Source organism: Coraliomargarita parva (genome assembly GCF_027257905.1).
Classification (GTDB): Bacteria; Verrucomicrobiota; Verrucomicrobiia; order Opitutales; family Coraliomargaritaceae; genus Coraliomargarita_A; species Coraliomargarita_A parva.
The window spans coordinates 1-17,382 of record NZ_JAPZEI010000010.1; the positions used below are offsets into that span (position 1 = coordinate 1).

A 17,382-nucleotide genomic window follows, 5' to 3' on the forward strand; every position below is an offset into this window, starting at 1 on the left:
TGGTCCCTTCCAAGGCTAAGAGCCCGGAAGGCTTTTTCGAGTCCTTCCTCCGACGAGTTTTAAGGACCCATTCTCGGAAGGACTCAAAAAGCTGGTGAAGTATCGATGTAACCTACAAGGGGAGGTGGCCCGGTTCGCCCGGGACGGAGGGGTCCACACTTAAGCCTAGCCACAGAATCACTAGGCTGAACCGAGCTCACGGATAACCTTTACACAAGTCTGACCCGATGGAATCCGTCCACTTCAACAAGCCCTTACCCGGCAAGTGACGATGAGCCTTTTTTGTGTCATCGCGGTGCAGGGGACAGCTCCCGATCCGAGTGAACTGCCAGCTTTGGTTGAGCTGAGTCAGGGCGTACCGCTACCTAGTAGCCCTTTTGGGAGTCGCCTCCGAGCGGTGCGGGTGGCGCGGATCGCGGGTCGTTTAAGTCCGCCGCATAATTCTTATGCATTTGCCATCCGGCCCTGAAGGGGGCGCCGTGGGCCTTGATCCATTCGGTGATGTGGCTGAGTAGTTCCGCATTTCCGTGCTGTGACCACTCCGGGTGGAGCCAGACCGAACGTTGGTCGCTTGTGCCGGTGGATGCATCTCGGATGACTTCCCGGTATTCTTCCAAGGCGTCGGTCCGGTCGATAATGAGCTTGAACTCCGAGGCTTTCTGCAGGTTTTCGGCAAGGGGCAGTTTCCAGCGCTTCGGGCTGAGTGTAATCCAGTCGAAGTCGCCGCGGATGGGAAAGGCACCGCTGGTTTCGAGGTGCACGGGGAGCTTCCGGGCGTGCAGTGCGTCGCAAAGGGGGGCCAGATCGTGGATGGCGGGTTCGCCACCCGTCACAACGACGAATTCAGCCTTTGTGTGTGCTGCTTCGTCGGCGAGGGCCTCCACTTCGAGGCGTGCAATTTGTTCGGGTATGTAGTCCGGGTGCCAGGTGCCGGCAGAGTCGCACCAGGGGCAATGGACCGGACAGCCAAAGCAGCGGATGAAAAAAGCGGCACGGCCCGCGTGGCTGCCTTCACCCTGAAAGGTGTAGAAGCGCTCGTGGATGGGGAGCTTCATGGTCGGTGCTTACTTCTAGCCTACAGTATAGCAGGCGGAATTCTTTGAGTCTTCCTCGATCTCGACGGCGCAGATCCAGACGCGGTCGTCGGTTTGTTCCCGCACCATGGGATCAAAGACCGAGTGAAGGTGCTGGGCGAGTCCCTCGCTGGAGCAGCTTGGCAGGAAGTAGGGCTTAAATAGATGGCCGGCTAGTTCGAGGAGACGGTCCTTTTCCGGGTCGTCCTCGTTGAAGAGGCAGGCATGGTCGAGATTGGAGTCGATCCATTTCTTGAGGTACTTCAGTTTGCCGAAGTCGACGACGAATCCGTTCAAGTCGGTCTCCTTGCAGGCAAAAGTCAGTGTGATGCCCCAGTTGTGGCCGTGGATCAGCGCGCAATGGCCGTCGTGGTGATGCTGGCGATGGGCAAAGGGAATATCCCGATATGATTTCTTGCAGGTAAGCATGGTGATCTGGGATTGTGATTAGAGGTGCCAGCCTTGTGCGCGCAGGGTGGCTACGGATGGGGCATCGGCGGCATAGTCCGTCGGATCTTCGATGCCCGCCAAGTCGAAGGCTTCCCGGCGCTCAATGCAGGTGCCGCATCGGCCGCAATGTTGGGATTGGCCCTTGTAGCAGGACCAGGTTAGTTCGAAGGGGACTTTGAGCTCGGCGCCGCGGCGGACGATATCCGCCTTGGTCCAGTTGACAAAGGGGCGGCTCAGCTCGATCGGGCTCCAGTCGCACAGGCGCATCGCTTCGGCCATGGCATCTGCGAATTCGTTGCGGCAGTCTGGGTAGATGGCGTGGTCACCGCTGTGGGCGGCGTAGGCGACTTGTTCCGCACCGATGGAAATCGCATGTCCGGCAGCCAGTGCGAGCAGGATCATGTTCCGGTTCGGTACCACGGTGGTCTTCATGTTGGCCTCGGTGTAGTGGCCTTCCGCGACATCGATTTCCGGAGAGGTGAGACTGCTGCCGGCCAGCAATCCCTGGATCGCGGACAGGTCGGCGACTTTTTGCGGCACTCCGAGACGCTCGCAGATGGCTTGTGCTCTTTCCAGTTCGCAACGATGGCGTTGACCGTAGTCGACCGAGAGGGCATGGACCTCTGCGCCCGATGCGTGCAAGTGATAGAGTAGGACGGTGGAGTCGAGTCCACCTGAATAGATGACGAGTGATTTCATGATTCAGTGTTTGCCGAATGATGCGGGCTCCCTGGGAATCCTCTAGCAGGGAAGGCGGCGAAAACGTGGGCTTTCTCCTGAAATGGGCAAGCGGAAATTGCAGAAAGGCGCGAACGATAACGGATTGGCCTGTGGGGGGATCTCGTATCGCTCCATACTGACTCTTGACAAGCGAAGGGCACCGCCTACTTTCTTCCCTTCACAAATTCACCCAGCACAATGATAAAGCGGGCCTGCCTCGCTTTTTTTATTTTCAGTTCAGAATGAGCCACGAAATACTTTCAGTTTTAGAGTACATGGAAAAGGAGAAGGGGATCAATCGCCAAGATATGATCGCCGCGATTGCTTCTGCCATCGCCAGTGCCGCCCAAAAAGGGATCAGTGCCGGTCAGGATATCCGTGTCGAAATCAACCCCCGGACCGGAGCCCTTAAGGCGTGGAGTATTTTGAATGTCGTTGATTCTGTGAGTGATCCGGCACTCGAGATCCATATCGAGAAGGCCCGTCAAATCGATCCGGATGTGCAGATCGGCCAGACCGTGGAAAAGGAAGTGGACCCTGCATACCTCGGCCGGATCGCGGCTCAGACGGCCCGTCAGGCTATCATGCAGCGCATTCGCCAGTTTGAGAAGGACCGCATCTACGATGACTACAAGGATACTGTGGGTGACATTGTCACGGGGACCGTGCGTCGTCGCGAGCGCGGTGACCTGATCGTCGATCTGGGCAAGGCCGAAGCCATCCTGCCGCCGCGTGAGCGTGTGCCGGGTGAGGACTACGCCCCGGGTGAAAGCATCCGTTGCCTGCTCCTCAAGATCGAGCAGACCAACCGAGGCCCGGATATCATCCTTTCCCGCTCCAATATCAATTTCGTGCGCCGTCTCTTCGAATTGGAAGTGACTGAGATTGCGGATGGCACCGTGACCATCGAAGCGATGGCCCGTGAGGCCGGGTATCGTACAAAGATTGCGGTGCATAGCGCGGACCCGAAGGTGGACCCGGTGGGTGCCTGTGTCGGTGCCCGCGGTGCCCGCGTGAAGACGATTGTCCGTGAACTTGGTGGCGAAAAGATCGACATCATTCGTTATGATCCGGACCCGCTGGTGCTCCTTGAAGAGGCGCTCAAGCCGGCGCTTCCTAAGAACATCAAGGTCAACGAAGTCGAACGCCGCATTCACTTCGATGTGGCTGAGGATGACCTCTCCATCGCGATTGGTCGCCGCGGGTTCAATGCGAAGCTGACTTCACGCCTTCTGGGCTGGAAGCTGGATATCGGCAAGGAAGAGAAGGAAGCAGTCGGGTTTGATGAGAAAGTCGCTCGCGCGGTCGAGGGTATTAACATGATCCCCGGTATCGAGCCTTCGCTGGCCGAGCGTTTGGTTGCCATTGGTCTGGTGAGTGCCGAGGCCTTTGAAGGTGTCTCTGAGGGCGACCTCCTTGATGCCGGTTTCACTTCGGAGGAAGCGACTGATGTCCTGGCCAAGGTGAATGCCTACCTCCAGCAAAACACATAAGTTTACAGATAGATCGTTAATCGCCCGGAAATTATTTCACCCGCATACAAAGAATAGAACTCATACATGAGTGTCCGTATACACCAGCTTTCCAAAGAAATCGGCATGGATAACAAGGAGCTTATTGAGCTCCTGCGAGATCGTGGCTTCGAGGTCAAAAGCGCTTCCAGCACGATCGATAACATCTCTGCCGAATCGCTGGTAGAGGAGTTTACCAAAGAGGAGTCCCCTGCCGCCGAAGCACCTGAAGCAACTGCTGAGGCCGAGGCCGCGCCTGCGGGGCCGAAGATTCCCGAAGGGGCGATCGTCAAGACGGCCGAAGATCTTCAACGTGAGCGCGAAGCGCGCGAGCAGGAAGAGGCCCGTGAAAAGGCTGAAAAGGCCGCCGCCGCTGCGGCCGCGAAAGCACCGCCTCCTGCACCCAAGGCACCTCCGGTTGCCACACCGCCGCGTCCATCGACACCGCCGACTGCCGGCCGTCCGCCCAGCCCGTCCGGTCCCCCGCGTCCGCCGGTGGCTCCGCGTCCGTCGCAACCACCCGTGGCTCCCAAGCCTTCCCAGCCGCCTGTCGCTGGCAAACCGCCCGCACCCGCCGGTCCGCCTAAGGCGGCGACCCCTCCGGTTGTCGCTCCGGCTCCGACTGCCGGCAAACCGGCTGCACCGGCCGCTGGCAAGCCGCCCGCTCCCGCCGGTCCGCCCAAGCCGCCCGCCGGTCCTCCCAAGCCTCCGTCGGCATCCATGCCTCCCTCGGTCCCGAAGCCGCCTGCGCCTGAAGCTGCGGAGGAATCGGCAGAGGACGAAGCTGCCGAGCCTGCCGAAAAGAAGATTCTGCATGCCAAGCCTCCGATCGTGGTTCGTGACTTTGCGGGGCAGATTGGCCTGAAGCCCTTCAAGCTCATTTCCGAACTGATGGAAATGGGGATTTTCGCCTCGATGAACCAGACGATCGAGGAGACGGTTGCGACCAAGTTGGCGGAACGCCACGGTTTTGTTCTTGAGATCCATCACCGTGGTGAAGGTTCCGACAAGCCGGCTGCGAAAAAGAAGGAAGAAAAACCGGCAGAGGACGATCCGCGTTTCCTCAAACCGCGTCCTCCGGTCTGTTGTATTCTCGGACACGTCGACCATGGTAAGACCACGCTACTGGATACGATCCGGAAAGCGAATGTCGCCGGAGATGAAGCGGGTGGGATTACCCAGCACATCGGGGCTTACCAGATTGATCACAATGGAAACAAGATCAGTTTCGTTGACACGCCTGGTCACGCCGCCTTCTCCATGATGCGTTCGCGTGGCGCCAATGTCACCGATATCGCGATTCTCGTGGTCGCGGCTGATGACGGTTTTATGCCGCAGACCGATGAAGCGCTGCGTTTTGCCAAGGCCGCCAACAATGCCATCGTCGTGGCGATCAATAAGATCGACGCGAAGGGGGCGAATGTGGACCGGGTGAAGCAGCAGATGCAAGAGAAGGGAATCGCTCCGGAAGACTGGGGCGGTGAAACGATCTGTGTTGAAATTTCCGCGCTCAAGGGCACGAACATTGATGAGTTGCTCGACATGATCCTGCTCCAAGCTGAAGTGCTTGAGTTGAAGGCCAACCCGAGCTGCGCCGCATCCGGTACCATAGTTGAGTCCCAGATCGAGCAAGGTCGCGGATCCACCGCGACTGTGATCGTGGAGAAGGGCACACTGAAGAAGGGTGACGCGCTGCTCTGTGGTGAGGCTTATTGTAAGGTGAAGTCCATGTTGGATGACGCCGGTAATGTTCTGCGAGACGCGCCGCCGGCCACTCCGGTTAAGATCATGGGCTGGTCGACAACCCCGAAGTCGGGCGCGAAGTTCTCCACGGAGAAGAACGAGAAGATGGCCAAGCGTGCGGCGGAGGAAGCGACTCTGGACCGCAAGCGTGAGGCTGCTTTGCAGGCCAAGGAAGATTCCCAGAAGGCTCCGGCCACCACTGTGGAAGATCTTTTCGCCGCGATCGAAAATCAGCAGAAGAAGTGCCTCCGCGTGATTGTGAAGTCGGACGTGCACGGTTCGGCCGAAGCCTTGGTCAACAGCCTGGAGGCGATCGAGAGCGACAAGGTGGACCTCGACGTCATTTCTTACGGGGTCGGCAATATTACCAAGAACGATATCACGCTGGCCAGTGCCGGTGGCTCCTGCATTGTTGGTTTCAATGTGAAGCTCGATAACGGTGTGCAGAGTCTGGCAAAGCACCACAACGTGCGGATTATCCAGCACGAGATCATCTACGAACTGCTCGATCAGGTCGAAGAAGAGATGGCCGGGTTGCTCGAGGCTGAGATGTCCGAGCGTAAGCTGGGCGCCGCCGAGGTTCGTCAGGTCTTTGGTGTCGGCAAGGGACGCAACGTTGCCGGCTGTATGGTTACCGAGGGTACCATCAACCGCGGCCGCAAGGCCCGTGTTCTTCGCGATGGCGAGTTGATCCACGAAAGCACGATCGATACGCTTCGCCGCTTCAAGGACGACGTCAAGGAAGTGCGCGCCGGCTACGAGTGTGGTATCAATGTTGACGGCTACGATGACTACGAAGAGGGCGACATCATCGAATGCTTCGATGTCGAGGCGATCCGTCCGTCCCTTCGATAACACGCTCCTTTCACATATCTGCTGAAAGGTCCAATCCCTTTCAATTATGTCTAAACGTATTACACGGGTTAACGAATTGTTGCATCGCGAAATCAGCGGGCAACTTCGGCGCTACTACCGCAATGATGCGGTCAATATCACGATCAGCGAGGTGGAAACCTCGACAGACCTGCGAGTGGCCCGCGTGTATTATTCGGTCATCGGAGATGCGCGTGCGATTACGGAGGCCGAAGCCTTGTTCCGTCGGATCGGCGCCGACCTGCGCCGGCGCGTCAGTAAGGAAGTGGTGCTGAAGTATTTCCCGAAATTTGAATATATCTACGATCCTTCGCTGGAGCGGGGGGCCAACATCCTGAACCTACTCGACGAACTCGACGAAGAGAATGATCGCTGAAAGTAAATTTTTCGCAGAAGACAGTGCCCGCTTTGCGGCAGCTCTGGAACAATTAAAGGGCCATAAGGTTGCGGTCCTCGGGCATGTCCGGCCGGATGGCGATTGCATCGGGTCCATCGTGGCGATGGTTCGCTTGCTCCGGAGTCAGGGGATCGAAGCCATTGGCGTAAATCGGGATCCGGTGCCCATGAACCTATGCGATTTCGTTGCCGATACCCCCTTGGTACGCTCCGAGGACTTTGAGCTGGATGGCCACATCGCTGTCACGGTCGATAGCGCTGATTTTAAGCGAGTGGGGGACCGGCTGAATGAGCTCTTTCCCGAAGTCGCGCTTAACGTGGACCACCATATTTCCAACAAAGCCTATGCCGCGGAAAACTTGATTATCGACCATGCTTCCGCGACGGCCGAGATTCTTGCCGGCTTCTTTCTTGATCTGGGATTGCCCATTGATCCGGTTATGGCCCAGGCCCTCTACGTCGGGATTGCCACGGATACGGGACAGTTCCGTTTCCCTTCAACGACTCCGGAGACCTTCGAAATTACACGTCAGCTCTGCGAGCATGGCGCGCGACCTGCCGCGGCTGCTCATGAGTTGTACGAACGCGAAAGCTTTGCCAAGATCAAGCTGCTGCAGGCCTTCCTGGCCTCGCTTCGTATGGAAGTGGAGGACCGTGTTTGCGTCGGTTTGCTGGAAGACGGCGTGTACGACGAAACGGGTGCGACGGTGGAAGATTCCGAGGGGCTTGTCGATTACGCGCGTTCGATTGAAGGCGTGGATGTGGGGGTCTTGCTGGAGCAGCGGGGACGTTCGCTCAAGGGCAGCCTGCGGGCCAAGGATCCGTTCTTCCGCGTCGATCAGGTCGCTAAGTTGTTTCATGGGGGCGGCCACGCATGTGCGGCCGGTCTGAATGTTGAGGACAGCTCGATCGAGGAGTTTCTGCCGCAGCTGATCGAAGCCATCCGTGCCCATCTGGCCGAGCTCGGGCAGCCGGCATAGCCTGTTTTATTAACTGATTATTTCCTGTTATGAGTGAAGACCCTGAAGGCATTCTTCTGGTAGATAAGCCGCAAGGTATTACCTCGCACGATGTTGTGGCCCGCTGTCGCCGGATCTTCCGGATCAAGAAGGTGGGCCATGCCGGAACTTTGGATCCGATGGCGACCGGATTGCTGATCATGCTGATCGGTCGGGCGACGAAGGTGTCCCAGTACATGATGAGCATGGACAAGGAATACATCGGTACGGTCAAATTGGGCGAAGTGACTGACTCGCAGGATGCCGACGGTGAGATTATTGCCCAGGCGCCGGTCCCCGAATTGTCGGAGGACGACGTGAAGGCTCACATGAAAGCCTTTCTGGGCGATCAATATCAGACGCCGCCCATGTATTCGGCCAAGAAGGTGAATGGGCAGCCGCTCTACAAGCTTGCGCGTAAGGGGCAGACAGTGGCTCGTGAGCCTCGGGTCATTCATATCAGCCGATTTGAACTGACCAAGTTCGACTTGCCCTACCTGAGCTTTGTCGTGGGGTGCAGCAAGGGTGCGTACATCCGGACAGTGGCTCATGATCTCGGTGAACGCATCGGTTGCGGGGGACATCTTTGTGAGCTTCGCCGTACGGGTATCGGCAATTTTCGTATTGAGAATGCGGATACTCTGGAAACCCTTCAGGAACTTTCCCCGACGAGCCTCCGCCGCAAGTTGATTCCCATTTTTCAGGCCGTGCCCAGTCACGTGCTTTAAGCCCTCCATGGATTACCCCGCCAGTGTAGAACGCTTCGATGAGCTGGACGGCCTGCAAGGCCCCCTGCATTTGGCCATCGGTGTCTTCGACGGGGTACATCTGGGGCACAAGGCAGTGATTGATTCGGCGGTCTTTTCCGCGCGTCGAGCCGGTGGGGTGGCCGGGGTCTTGACATTTGATCCGCATCCGAGCCGGCTTTTCCGGCCGGAGGAGCCCACGCGCTTGCTTGTCGGGATTGATGCCAAGGTCCGACTGCTGCATTCGGTCGGGGTGGATGTTGTCATTCGAAAGCACTTCGACCGCGACTATGCTTCAATTCCGGCTGAGTGTTTCCTTCAGGAACTCAAGACTGCGATCCCGCAGCTGGCTGCGATCTACGTCGGGGAGAATTTCCGATTCGGTAAGAAGCGCTCCGGTGATGTGAATACACTGGTTGAAACCGGAGCAGCCTTGGGGGTGGGCGTTTTCAGTGTCGACCGCATTAAGCTGAACGGGATGCCGATCAGTAGTACGCGGATCCGTGGGGAACTCGAGTCCGGTAAGATCGAGAGTGTGAATGCCTTGTTGGGCTATAACTATTTTGCCGAGGGGCAGGTTGTCTCCGGAGCCCGCTTGGGACGTACGATCGGGTTTCCTACCCTCAATCTGCCTTGGGATCCGGAATGTCGCCCCTGCTTCGGGGTCTACCTCGTGCGTTTTCGTCAACCGGGAACGGCGGTATGGGCGTATGGTGTGGCCAACTACGGGGTGAAGCCGACGGTTCAGTCGGAATCACAGGTGCCTGCTTTGGAGGTGCATGCGCTTGAGGCGACCGGGCTGGATACCGGAGACAGTCTTTACGTGGAGTGGCTTCGTTTTATACGCCCGGAGCAGAAGTTTGAATCGCTGGAGGCCCTCAAAGCGCAGATTGCCGAGGATGCGGCCACGGCGCGTAATCTGGCTGCACATGTCTGAGCGCATTCTTGAATTCGAGGTGCCGGCGGATGTCCGTTCCGAACGGGCCGATAAATTCTTTGCCGCCAAATTCGAGGATGTCAGCCGGGCGCGCTTGCAACGGGCCTTCGAGGCCGGTCAGGTGACTTTTGACGGGGAAGTGATCGACAAGCGTTTCAAGTTGTCGCGACCCGGCTTGTTGCGCGCGATTCTGGACGAGCCGGATGCCGAACAGGGGCCTCAGGCGGTTGCCATGCCTCTGGATGTCATCTACGAGGATGCTTCCATCGTCGTCGTCAACAAGGTTGCGGGTATGGTGACACATCCGGGGAGCGGTACCGGCGATGATACGCTTGTTCATGCACTCCTGCACCATTGTGGTGGGGTACTCAGTTCGGTCGGTGCGCCGGAACGTCCGGGAATCGTGCATAGGCTGGACAAGGAAACTAGTGGACTGATTGTCGTGGCCAAGAATGATTTGGCGCATCACCGACTCGCCGCAGCATTCAGCGCGAGGGAGACCTTTAAACGATACACCGCATTGGTGCTCGGCGTTCCCAAACGTGCCTCAGGCACATGCCTCGAACCGATTGGCCGCCATCCGGTGCATCGGACCCGTATGGCCGTGGTCCGCGGAGGGCGCGAGGCGCACACCGATTGGTCGGTGGTCGAAACATATGCCAAACAAGCAGCCTGTGTACATTGCGTGATTCATACCGGCCGCACGCACCAGATCCGCGTGCACCTGAGCCATCTCAAGCATCCTTTGTTGGGGGACAGCACCTACGGCTTCAAACCCACTCGCTTGCCGGGCATCGATGTGCCCCGTGTGATGTTGCACTCCACCGAACTCCACATCCAACACCCCGAGCGAGACGAATTGATGCGCTTTATCGCTCCCTTACCCCAGGATTTTGCAGACCTCATCGCACGCCTAAAACAAGGCTGACCGGGGGGGGCTGTAATCCGAGGCTTGCGCAGGCAAGTTTTCGGGTAGTTTTGGACATGCCCTGCATCGGGGATGCCTTTAGGCGTTTGGATTTGTGCCTTGCAGCAGTTCGGCGGCGATGCCGTAGCGCAGGTTATAAAAGGAATGCGTGAGTTCTGTACGCCGGGCAGTTCGAAGGACGGCTTCGATTGTGATGAGTGCGGTGGGGATGATGTCGGCGCGTGATGCCGGCAGGTGGGGGACCGCCATCCGCTCGTGAAGGGGCATTTGGCAGAGCTCGGCTTTCAGGCGGTTGATGTCTTCGAGCCTTAGTACAGGTGGAATGGCTTCGATGTCCTTACTCTGCTGAAAGGCGAGCATTGCCCGTGAAATGACGAAGGCGCCACCAGTGACGAGCAGGGGCAGTTGCTGTGGCTCGAAACTAAAACCTGCCTGACGTATGGTCTCCGTGACGTGGGCACGAATCGCCTGCTCGGTTACTTCTGAAACAGTTGCGTCCCGGTTCTCAATGAAGCGTTCGGTCAAGCGGACCGCCCCGAGTTGAAGGGAAATGGCCTGCTCAATGGCAGCATTGTGGAATCGAATCAGTTCCAGACTGCCGCCTCCGATATCCATCTGTATGAAATCGCGGATTCCGGCGACATGTGGGTCGCATGCCAGACCCCGCCCAATATACGTCGCCTCCTCGGTGCCTTTGAGTACCCGGATTTTAAAGCCGGTGACATCTTCCACCATGGTGGTGAAATCCATTCCGTTAATCGCATCCCGGACCGCGCTGGTTGCCACAATGGTTACCTGTGCCGGTTCGTACTGATGAGCGAGGCGCAGCAGTTCCACGATGGTCGCACAGCCTTTTTTCATGGCCTCATCCGTGAGGCTGGGCAGGGTTTTACTGATTCCCGCGCTGATCCGGGTCTCAATGGTTTCGACGAAACAAGTGTCGATCGTGCCCGGATGGGACCCTTGCCGGGCGACCAGAAGCTTGATCGAATTGCTCCCGACATCAATAACAGCGACTTTGGCAGAGGATGACATGGAGTGGATCTTTCAGACTGTGCAGAGGCTGGCAAAATCTTTCCGCGTCTCGAAGGCGGGTTCCGGAAGGCGATGGATTGGAGTTGCAAAGCAGGCGGACTGTCGATGAAAACGGTGCATGTTTTACGATGAGGTCAAGGTCAGCTTCAAGGCAGGCAAAGGCGGGGACGGATGTTTCAGCTTTCGCCGGGCCAAGTATGAGCCCAAGGGTGGGCCCGACGGAGGAAATGGCGGCCGCGGCGGCAATGTGTTCATCGTGGGCGACACGAATGTCGCGGATTTGACGGACTTTCATTTCAAGCCCGGCTGGGCGGCGAAGAACGGGGAGCCCGGTCGTGGCAGCAACCAGCACGGGGCGAAAGGCGAGGACCTGATCCTTCGCCTGCCGGTTGGCACGGTCGTGGTGGACCGTGAGACTGACGAGGTTGTGGCCGAGGTGCTGGAGCATGGCGACCAGGTCTTGCTGCTTGAGGGCGGCGAAGGCGGCAAGGGCAACGATGAGTTCAAGTCCTCGACCAACCAGGCACCCCGGCAATATACCTTGGGAAAGCCGGGAGACGCCGGCGACTTCAGGCTGGTGGTCAAGACGATTGCCGACGTGGGCCTGATCGGCTTTCCAAATGCAGGGAAATCGACCTTGCTGAACATGATGACCAATGCGCACCCGAAGACGGGCGCATATCCCTTTACCACCATGTTTCCCACCGTAGGCGTTCTGGAGTATCCGGAGCAGTACGAGCGGATCACGTTGGCCGATATTCCGGGATTGATCGAGGGGGCGAGCGAGAACCGTGGTCTGGGGCATCGTTTCCTCAAGCATGTGGAGCGCTGCAAGGTACTACTCATCATGATCGATATGGAAGGGACGGACGGACGTGAGCCGCTCTCGGACTACCGGGTCCTCGTGAATGAGTTGAAGCTTTACATGCCCGGATTGGCGCGGAAGCCGGTCCTGGTCGCGGCCAACAAAATGGACGAGCCGAATGCCGTGGAGAATTTGAAGCTCTTCAAGAAGAAGCTGAAGCTGGAGCAGGTTTATCCCATCTCCTGTGTGTCGGATGAGGGCTTTGAGACACTCAAGCAGGCGATGTTAAAGGAGGTTCTCGAGGTGCGGAAAGCGGAAGCCGAGGCCGCCGAAGAAGGCGAGTCTGAGGATCTGGAATACTAGAGCGCCCGGGCACTTTCCGGCACGAAATACCTTTTCAAGTCTGCCCGAACTGCTTTCCTTGGCAGTTCATGACTCCCCCCCGTCGACTGGATATAGGCTCGGATGATTTCGAGCGCAAACCGGAGCTTCAGAGCCATTTGGCTTGGGAGAGCTTTCTGGCGCTGGCGCGGCAGCCCCATCGCGTTCTCCTGACCGACCGCACGCACCAGCGCCGTGCGATGAAGAGCGGATTTGTTCTGGCGCTCTCCTGGATGCTTTCCCGCCGTCTCCGCGAATGGACTTCGCAGGCACGGGTCGGGATTGTCTTTCCTCCCGGGATCGGGGGGTACATCGCAAATCTGGCGGTGGTCCTGGCCGGCAAGGTACCGGTCAATCTCAACTTCACGCTTGGTCCGGCCTCGATCGAGGCCTGTCTGCGCAAGGCGGAGTTGGACTGCATCCTCAGCGCACCGGCGGTGCAGGCGAAGATTCCTCATTTTCCCTGGCCCGAATCCGGGGTGGTGGATTTGGTGGAAGCGCTGCGCGCGCTCCCCAAGGTCAAGACGCTGGCCCTGCTTGCCGCGATCTATGCACTACCGGCCAAATTGCTGGCAAAGCTGTTAAAGATTCCCCGCAGAGGCGGGAATCAGGAGGCCGGATTGCTTTTCACCAGTGGCAGTGTGGGCGAACCGAAAGGGGTCGCGCTGACCCACCGGAATATTCTCGGCAATTGTCTGCAGATCGACAGTTCCGGGCTCCTGCCCCGAACCGAGAAGATCCTGGCGAACCTCCCCATCTTTCACAGCTTCGGATTTACCGTGACCCTGTGGTATCCGTTGTTGCGCGGCTGCGGGGTGGTGACGGTTCCTTCGCCGCTGGAGTGTAAAAAAGTGGCCGAGGCGATCGAGGCGGAACAGGCGACCATCCTCATCGGGACACCGACCTTTTATAAGCCCTATTTCAAACGGGTTGAGCCGGAGCAGCTGAAGTCGCTGAAGTATGTTGTCTCCGGTGCGGAAAAGACACCGCCGGGCTTTGCGGATCATTGGGAATCGACCTTTGGAAGCACTTATTTGGAAGGCTACGGCCTGACCGAGACCTCTCCGGTGGTCAGTGTCAACCTCCCTAAGACCCCCCAGGGCGGCGACTATCCCGGGGAGTCGAAGGATGGCAACCGCCGCGGCTCCGTGGGGCGTCTTCTTCCCGGGCAGGCGGCCCGTATCCTCGATCCGGACACCCTGGGCGATCTACCGGTCGACCGAACCGGTATCCTCGCGTTGAAAGGTCCGAATATCTTTGAAGGCTACTTGAACGATTCCATACGCACCGTCGAAGTGAAGCAGGACGAATGGTTCATCACTGGGGACCTCGCCCGGTTCGACGCGGATGGGTTTCTTTTCATTGAGGGACGCTTGTCGCGCTTTTCCAAAATCGCGGGCGAGATGGTCCCTCACGGCACGATCGAGCAATATTTGAACGAATCCTATGGCTTGCTGGATGCGGAACAGCCGCTGCTGGCGGTTGCCGGACGCCCGGATCCGGCAAAGGGGGAGGCGCTGGTGCTACTGGCCGCGATGGATCTCAACTTGGATGAGGTGCGCGACAAGTTGACCGCCGCAGGCCTGCCCAACTTATGGATCCCGAAGGAGATCAAGCGTCTCGAGGCGATTCCCACCCTGGCTACCGGCAAGCTGGACTTGCGGGCCATTCAGGCGATTGCCCTGTCGTAGAATGCTTCATTCCGGAGAATCGGCTTTTCCGAAAAAATTTCTAATAAAGCACTCCTTTCATGCGTTGTTCATGTGAAACCGTCCGGTAGCGCTGCCGGTTTCACCTTCAATCCAAGATGAAAAATGAACAAGCCAGCTCTGATTCTGAGTGGATGCGCTCCATGGTGGCAGCGCATGCAGCCGACCTTACCCGTTATGCTGCGTCCATTCTTGGTGATGCCGATGCGGCCAAGGATGTTGTACAGGACAGCTTTATCAAACTATGGCAGGAACCCCGCGCGACGGTCGCCGATCACGTGCGACCCTGGCTCTTCCGTGTTTGCCGGAACCGGGCCTTGGATGTCCGGCGGAAAGGCGGGCGCATGAAACCGCTCGACGAAATGCAGACCGACCGTACGCCGGTCGAATCGCCCGGTCCGGAGGCAGTGGCTGAGACCCGGGACAGCCACGCCCAGTTGCTGCGCATGATGCAGGGGCTGCCGGAACACCAAAGAGAGGTCGTTCGCCTGAAATTCCAGAACGGCCTCAGCTACAAGGAAATCGCTTCGATCACCGAGCTTAGCGTGACGAATGTCGGCTTCCTTCTCCATACCGCACTAAAGACCCTCCGCGCGCAGGTCGCCGCGGTCGGCGAGTAACACGAAAGGAGAAAACCAAGATGAAAATTTTACCAGATGATCCCCGACTCACCGCCTACGCGATCGGTGAAGTCGAAGACGAACAAGAGCGTGCTGTAATTGAAGCCGCCGTTGCGGCCGACCCTGAACTGCAAGCCACGGTTGAAGCGACCCGCTCGATGGCGGCCTTGCTCAGCGAGGGACTTGCTTCCGAAGCCGCTCCTGAATTGAGCGAATTTGAAAAAGCAAAGATGGAACAGCGCCCGGTTACGCACGGATTCTGGAAGCGCAATAAACGCTCCCTGCTCGGACTGGCCGCTGCGCTCGCGCTTTGCGGCATCCTGATCCCGCAGTTCAAGACCTACAAGGCACAGACGACACCCTTGGTTGAGTCGTCCGGCGATGTGATTCCTGTGGACGACCTGAGGTCCGGATCTGACAATCAGGAGTCTTCGCTTGATGAAGGATCGGCTGTCCCAACTGAAGCACTTCGTTTGCTTCCTGCCCAGTCGCGTGAAGCTGTGGTGAGTGATCTCGGTGGAAGTGCAGTCGTTGAGAATGAAATAGCGCACCCGGAAACAGGCCGTATACCTGTGGCCGAAAATTCAACGGCCGTCAGTGAATTTGACGCTGCTGAAATCCAGTTGAAAAGTAGAGGGCGCATTGTCGATAACGACGATGCTCTGACTGCAGTGACTGCTTCAGACGAGCCGGCCTTTTCGCTCCCGCATACCATGTCGGCTTCTTCAGCCGGTACTTCTAGCTCTATTTTAAGTAGCGTTCAGATTGCTGCAGTTGAGGTAGACCTACCCGTTATGTCTGACAGTTTTGAAGTCAGTGCCGGTCTGGGCGCCCCTGATATGGCAGCGGATGCCGCTGCAAGTCTTCGTGAACTCCCTCGTTTGCCAGAAGACCAGGAAATTCTCGGTCAAGCTTCGAAATCTGCAAGGACCCAAATCTTTGGGCTTAAAGTGAAGCCAGCTCCGAAGCCAGCAGTTCAAGCGTGGAACACCGAGAAATACGATCCGATCGAGGATACGGATTTCCGGTCTCCGCGGGTGGCCCCGCTCTCGACCTTCTCGATCGATGTCGACACGGCCAGCTATGCGAACGTACGCCGCTTCCTCAATCAAGGTCAACTGCCCCCGGCAGATGCGGTGCGGATCGAGGAGCTGATCAACTACTTCCCTTACAGTGACGCAGCGCCGACTGAATCCTTGGACGACGGCGGCGATCCCTTTGCCGTGCACATGGCGCAAACCTTCGCGCCCTGGGAGCCCGCGCACCGCTTGCTGCGGATCGCGCTCAAGGGCTATGAGATGCCGTGGGAGGATCGTCCCGCGTCGAATCTGGTCTTTCTCCTCGACGTATCCGGTTCGATGAACAGTCAGAACAAGCTTCCTCTGGTCAAGGAAGCGATGGACATCCTGGTGCGTCGTCTCGACCAGCGCGACCGGGTGGCGATCGTGGTCTATGCGGGGGCTTCCGGTCTTGTGCTGCCGTCCACCACGGCTAATAACACCGAGACCATCCAGCACGCAATGGAGAACCTGAAGGCCGGTGGTTCGACCAACGCCGGTGCCGGAATCGAGTTGGCTTACAAAGTGGCCCGCGAACATTTCATCAAGGATGGAAACAACCGGGTCATCCTCTGCACCGACGGAGACTTCAATGTCGGCCTGACGGATCGCGGGGCGCTGTCGGATGTGGCCGAAACGCAAGCGGAAGAGGGCGTCTCCCTGACGATTCTCGGATTCGGGATGGGGAACTACAAGGATGACATGCTCGAGACCCTTTCGAACAAGGGCAAGGGCAGCTATGCCTACGTCGACTCCCGCGCCGAGGCCCGCAAGGTCTTCCTCGAGGATCTTGCCAGTAATATCTTCAAGATCGCCAAGGATGTGAAGATCCAGGTCGAATTCAATCCAGCCGCAGTTAATGCGTATCGATTGATCGGATACGAGAATCGTCGCCTGAAAGCGGAGGACTTCAATAACGACAAGAAGAAGGCCGGCGACATCGGCCCGGGGCACAGTGTGGTGGCACTGTATGAAATCGTGCCTTCGGGAGTTGAGATGGACTTGCCGGGCGTCGATGCGCTGAAGTACCAGCAGGCTGCGGAGGTTGTGCAGGCGGACGCCGAGGTCGCAACGGTGAAGCTGCGCTACAAGCAACTCGATGCCGAAACCAGCAAGTTGATCCAGTCCTCGGTGCGTGCGGACGAAGTGGTCGCGTTCAAGCAGGCCTCGGAGGATATCCGCTTCTGTGCGGCCGTGGCTGCCTTCGGCTTGCGCCTGCGCGGTTCGGATACGATCGCCGCTTACAGCTACAGTCAGATCGAGCGCATTGCGGCCGACGCGCTCGATATCGACCCCGGCGGGCATCGTTCCGAGTTCACCGATCTGGTGCGCAAGGCCGAAGAGTTGAGCGCAGGGGCCGGAAATACACCGGAATAAACGGGTACTGCTTTTGCTAGGT

General features: G+C 58.1%; 15 protein-coding genes. 11 read left to right on the forward strand and 4 right to left on the reverse strand.

The genetic code is table 11. The features are described from left to right. Nucleotides 1-365 precede the first annotated feature (365 nt). Genes O2597_RS14290 through queC form a run of 3 tightly spaced genes read right to left on the reverse strand, consistent with a single transcriptional unit; the run spans nt 366 to nt 2,222 of the window. The gene (locus tag O2597_RS14290) at nt 366-1,055 is read right to left on the reverse strand and encodes a 7-carboxy-7-deazaguanine synthase QueE (protein ID WP_269525929.1); all 690 of its coding nucleotides are present in this window, start codon (nt 1,053-1,055) and stop codon (nt 366-368) included. Between the two features lie 15 nt (nt 1,056-1,070). After that, nucleotides 1,071-1,502: a 6-pyruvoyl trahydropterin synthase family protein gene (locus O2597_RS14295; RefSeq protein ID WP_269525930.1), complete on the reverse strand. Its 432-nt coding sequence runs from the start codon at nt 1,500-1,502 to the stop codon at nt 1,071-1,073. An 18-nt stretch (nt 1,503-1,520) separates the two neighbouring features. Further along, nucleotides 1,521-2,222, reverse strand: a complete 702-nt coding sequence (gene queC / locus O2597_RS14300) for a 7-cyano-7-deazaguanine synthase QueC (protein ID WP_269525931.1) — start codon at nt 2,220-2,222, stop codon at nt 1,521-1,523. 296 nt (nt 2,223-2,518) lie between these two features. Between queC and nusA the strand changes: the two genes are divergently transcribed. From nusA to O2597_RS14335, 7 genes are all read left to right on the forward strand, one after another. Beyond that, nucleotides 2,519-3,736, forward strand: coding sequence for a transcription termination factor NusA (gene nusA, locus O2597_RS14305; RefSeq protein ID WP_425603761.1), 1,218 nt, complete (start codon nt 2,519-2,521; stop codon nt 3,734-3,736). Between the two features lie 66 nt (nt 3,737-3,802). Further along, nucleotides 3,803-6,352 (forward strand): translation initiation factor IF-2, encoded by a 2,550-nt coding sequence (gene infB / locus O2597_RS14310; RefSeq protein ID WP_269525933.1) that lies wholly within the window; start codon nt 3,803-3,805, stop codon nt 6,350-6,352. A gap of 46 nt (nt 6,353-6,398) precedes the next feature. Beyond that, nucleotides 6,399-6,746, forward strand: coding sequence for a 30S ribosome-binding factor RbfA (gene rbfA / locus O2597_RS14315; protein WP_269525934.1), 348 nt, complete (start codon nt 6,399-6,401; stop codon nt 6,744-6,746). Beyond that, nucleotides 6,736-7,746, forward strand: a complete 1,011-nt coding sequence (locus O2597_RS14320; protein WP_269525935.1) for a DHH family phosphoesterase — start codon at nt 6,736-6,738, stop codon at nt 7,744-7,746. Before rbfA ends, O2597_RS14320 begins: the two co-directional genes overlap by 11 nt. Nucleotides 7,747-7,775: 29 nt before the next feature. Then, the gene (gene truB, locus O2597_RS14325) at nt 7,776-8,492 is read left to right on the forward strand and encodes a tRNA pseudouridine(55) synthase TruB (protein ID WP_269525936.1); all 717 of its coding nucleotides are present in this window, start codon (nt 7,776-7,778) and stop codon (nt 8,490-8,492) included. Nucleotides 8,493-8,499: 7 nt separating this feature from the next. Next, nucleotides 8,500-9,447, forward strand: a complete 948-nt coding sequence (ribF, locus tag O2597_RS14330) for a riboflavin biosynthesis protein RibF (protein ID WP_269525937.1) — start codon at nt 8,500-8,502, stop codon at nt 9,445-9,447. Next, a complete protein-coding gene (locus O2597_RS14335; protein WP_269525938.1) occupies nt 9,440-10,375 on the forward strand; it encodes an RluA family pseudouridine synthase in 936 nt (311 codons plus the stop codon). The genes ribF and O2597_RS14335 overlap by 8 nt, the downstream gene beginning before the upstream one ends. Before the next feature lie 78 nt (nt 10,376-10,453). Here the strand turns inward: O2597_RS14335 and O2597_RS14340 are convergent, their stop codons facing one another. Further along, the gene (locus O2597_RS14340) at nt 10,454-11,410 is read right to left on the reverse strand and encodes a Ppx/GppA phosphatase family protein (RefSeq protein ID WP_269525939.1); all 957 of its coding nucleotides are present in this window, start codon (nt 11,408-11,410) and stop codon (nt 10,454-10,456) included. Between the two features lie 118 nt (nt 11,411-11,528). Between O2597_RS14340 and obgE the strand changes: the two genes are divergently transcribed. The 4 genes from obgE (at nt 11,529) to O2597_RS14360 (ending at nt 17,360) form a co-directional block, all read left to right on the forward strand. Next, nucleotides 11,529-12,578 (forward strand): GTPase ObgE, encoded by a 1,050-nt coding sequence (obgE, locus tag O2597_RS14345; RefSeq protein WP_269525940.1) that lies wholly within the window; start codon nt 11,529-11,531, stop codon nt 12,576-12,578. A 68-nt stretch (nt 12,579-12,646) separates the two neighbouring features. Then, complete coding sequence (locus O2597_RS14350; protein WP_269525941.1) at nt 12,647-14,287, forward strand: AMP-binding protein; 1,641 nt, start codon at nt 12,647-12,649, stop codon at nt 14,285-14,287. 116 nt (nt 14,288-14,403) lie between these two features. Beyond that, the gene (locus O2597_RS14355; RefSeq protein WP_269525942.1) at nt 14,404-14,925 is read left to right on the forward strand and encodes an RNA polymerase sigma factor; all 522 of its coding nucleotides are present in this window, start codon (nt 14,404-14,406) and stop codon (nt 14,923-14,925) included. Nucleotides 14,926-14,945: 20 nt separating this feature from the next. Further along, a complete protein-coding gene (locus tag O2597_RS14360; RefSeq protein WP_269525943.1) occupies nt 14,946-17,360 on the forward strand; it encodes a YfbK domain-containing protein in 2,415 nt (804 codons plus the stop codon). The last annotated feature ends 22 nt before the right edge of the window (nt 17,361-17,382 follow it).

Bases quoted from the DNA above. Each gene is read 5' to 3' on its own strand.
- O2597_RS14290 (WP_269525929.1), bottom strand. From the start codon at position 1,055: ATGAAGCTCCCCATCCACGAGCGCTTCTACACCTTTCAGGGTGAAGGC.
- O2597_RS14295 (WP_269525930.1), bottom strand. From the start codon at position 1,502: ATGCTTACCTGCAAGAAATCATATCGGGATATTCCCTTTGCCCATCGC.
- queC (WP_269525931.1), bottom strand. From the start codon at position 2,222: ATGAAATCACTCGTCATCTATTCAGGTGGACTCGACTCCACCGTCCTA.
- nusA (WP_425603761.1), top strand. From the start codon at position 2,519: ATGGAAAAGGAGAAGGGGATCAATCGCCAAGATATGATCGCCGCGATT.
- infB (WP_269525933.1), top strand. From the start codon at position 3,803: ATGAGTGTCCGTATACACCAGCTTTCCAAAGAAATCGGCATGGATAAC.
- rbfA (WP_269525934.1), top strand. From the start codon at position 6,399: ATGTCTAAACGTATTACACGGGTTAACGAATTGTTGCATCGCGAAATC.
- O2597_RS14320 (WP_269525935.1), top strand. From the start codon at position 6,736: ATGATCGCTGAAAGTAAATTTTTCGCAGAAGACAGTGCCCGCTTTGCG.
- truB (WP_269525936.1), top strand. From the start codon at position 7,776: ATGAGTGAAGACCCTGAAGGCATTCTTCTGGTAGATAAGCCGCAAGGT.
- ribF (WP_269525937.1), top strand. From the start codon at position 8,500: ATGGATTACCCCGCCAGTGTAGAACGCTTCGATGAGCTGGACGGCCTG.
- O2597_RS14335 (WP_269525938.1), top strand. From the start codon at position 9,440: ATGTCTGAGCGCATTCTTGAATTCGAGGTGCCGGCGGATGTCCGTTCC.
- O2597_RS14340 (WP_269525939.1), bottom strand. From the start codon at position 11,410: ATGTCATCCTCTGCCAAAGTCGCTGTTATTGATGTCGGGAGCAATTCG.
- obgE (WP_269525940.1), top strand. From the start codon at position 11,529: ATGTTTTACGATGAGGTCAAGGTCAGCTTCAAGGCAGGCAAAGGCGGG.
- O2597_RS14350 (WP_269525941.1), top strand. From the start codon at position 12,647: ATGACTCCCCCCCGTCGACTGGATATAGGCTCGGATGATTTCGAGCGC.
- O2597_RS14355 (WP_269525942.1), top strand. From the start codon at position 14,404: ATGAAAAATGAACAAGCCAGCTCTGATTCTGAGTGGATGCGCTCCATG.
- O2597_RS14360 (WP_269525943.1), top strand. From the start codon at position 14,946: ATGAAAATTTTACCAGATGATCCCCGACTCACCGCCTACGCGATCGGT.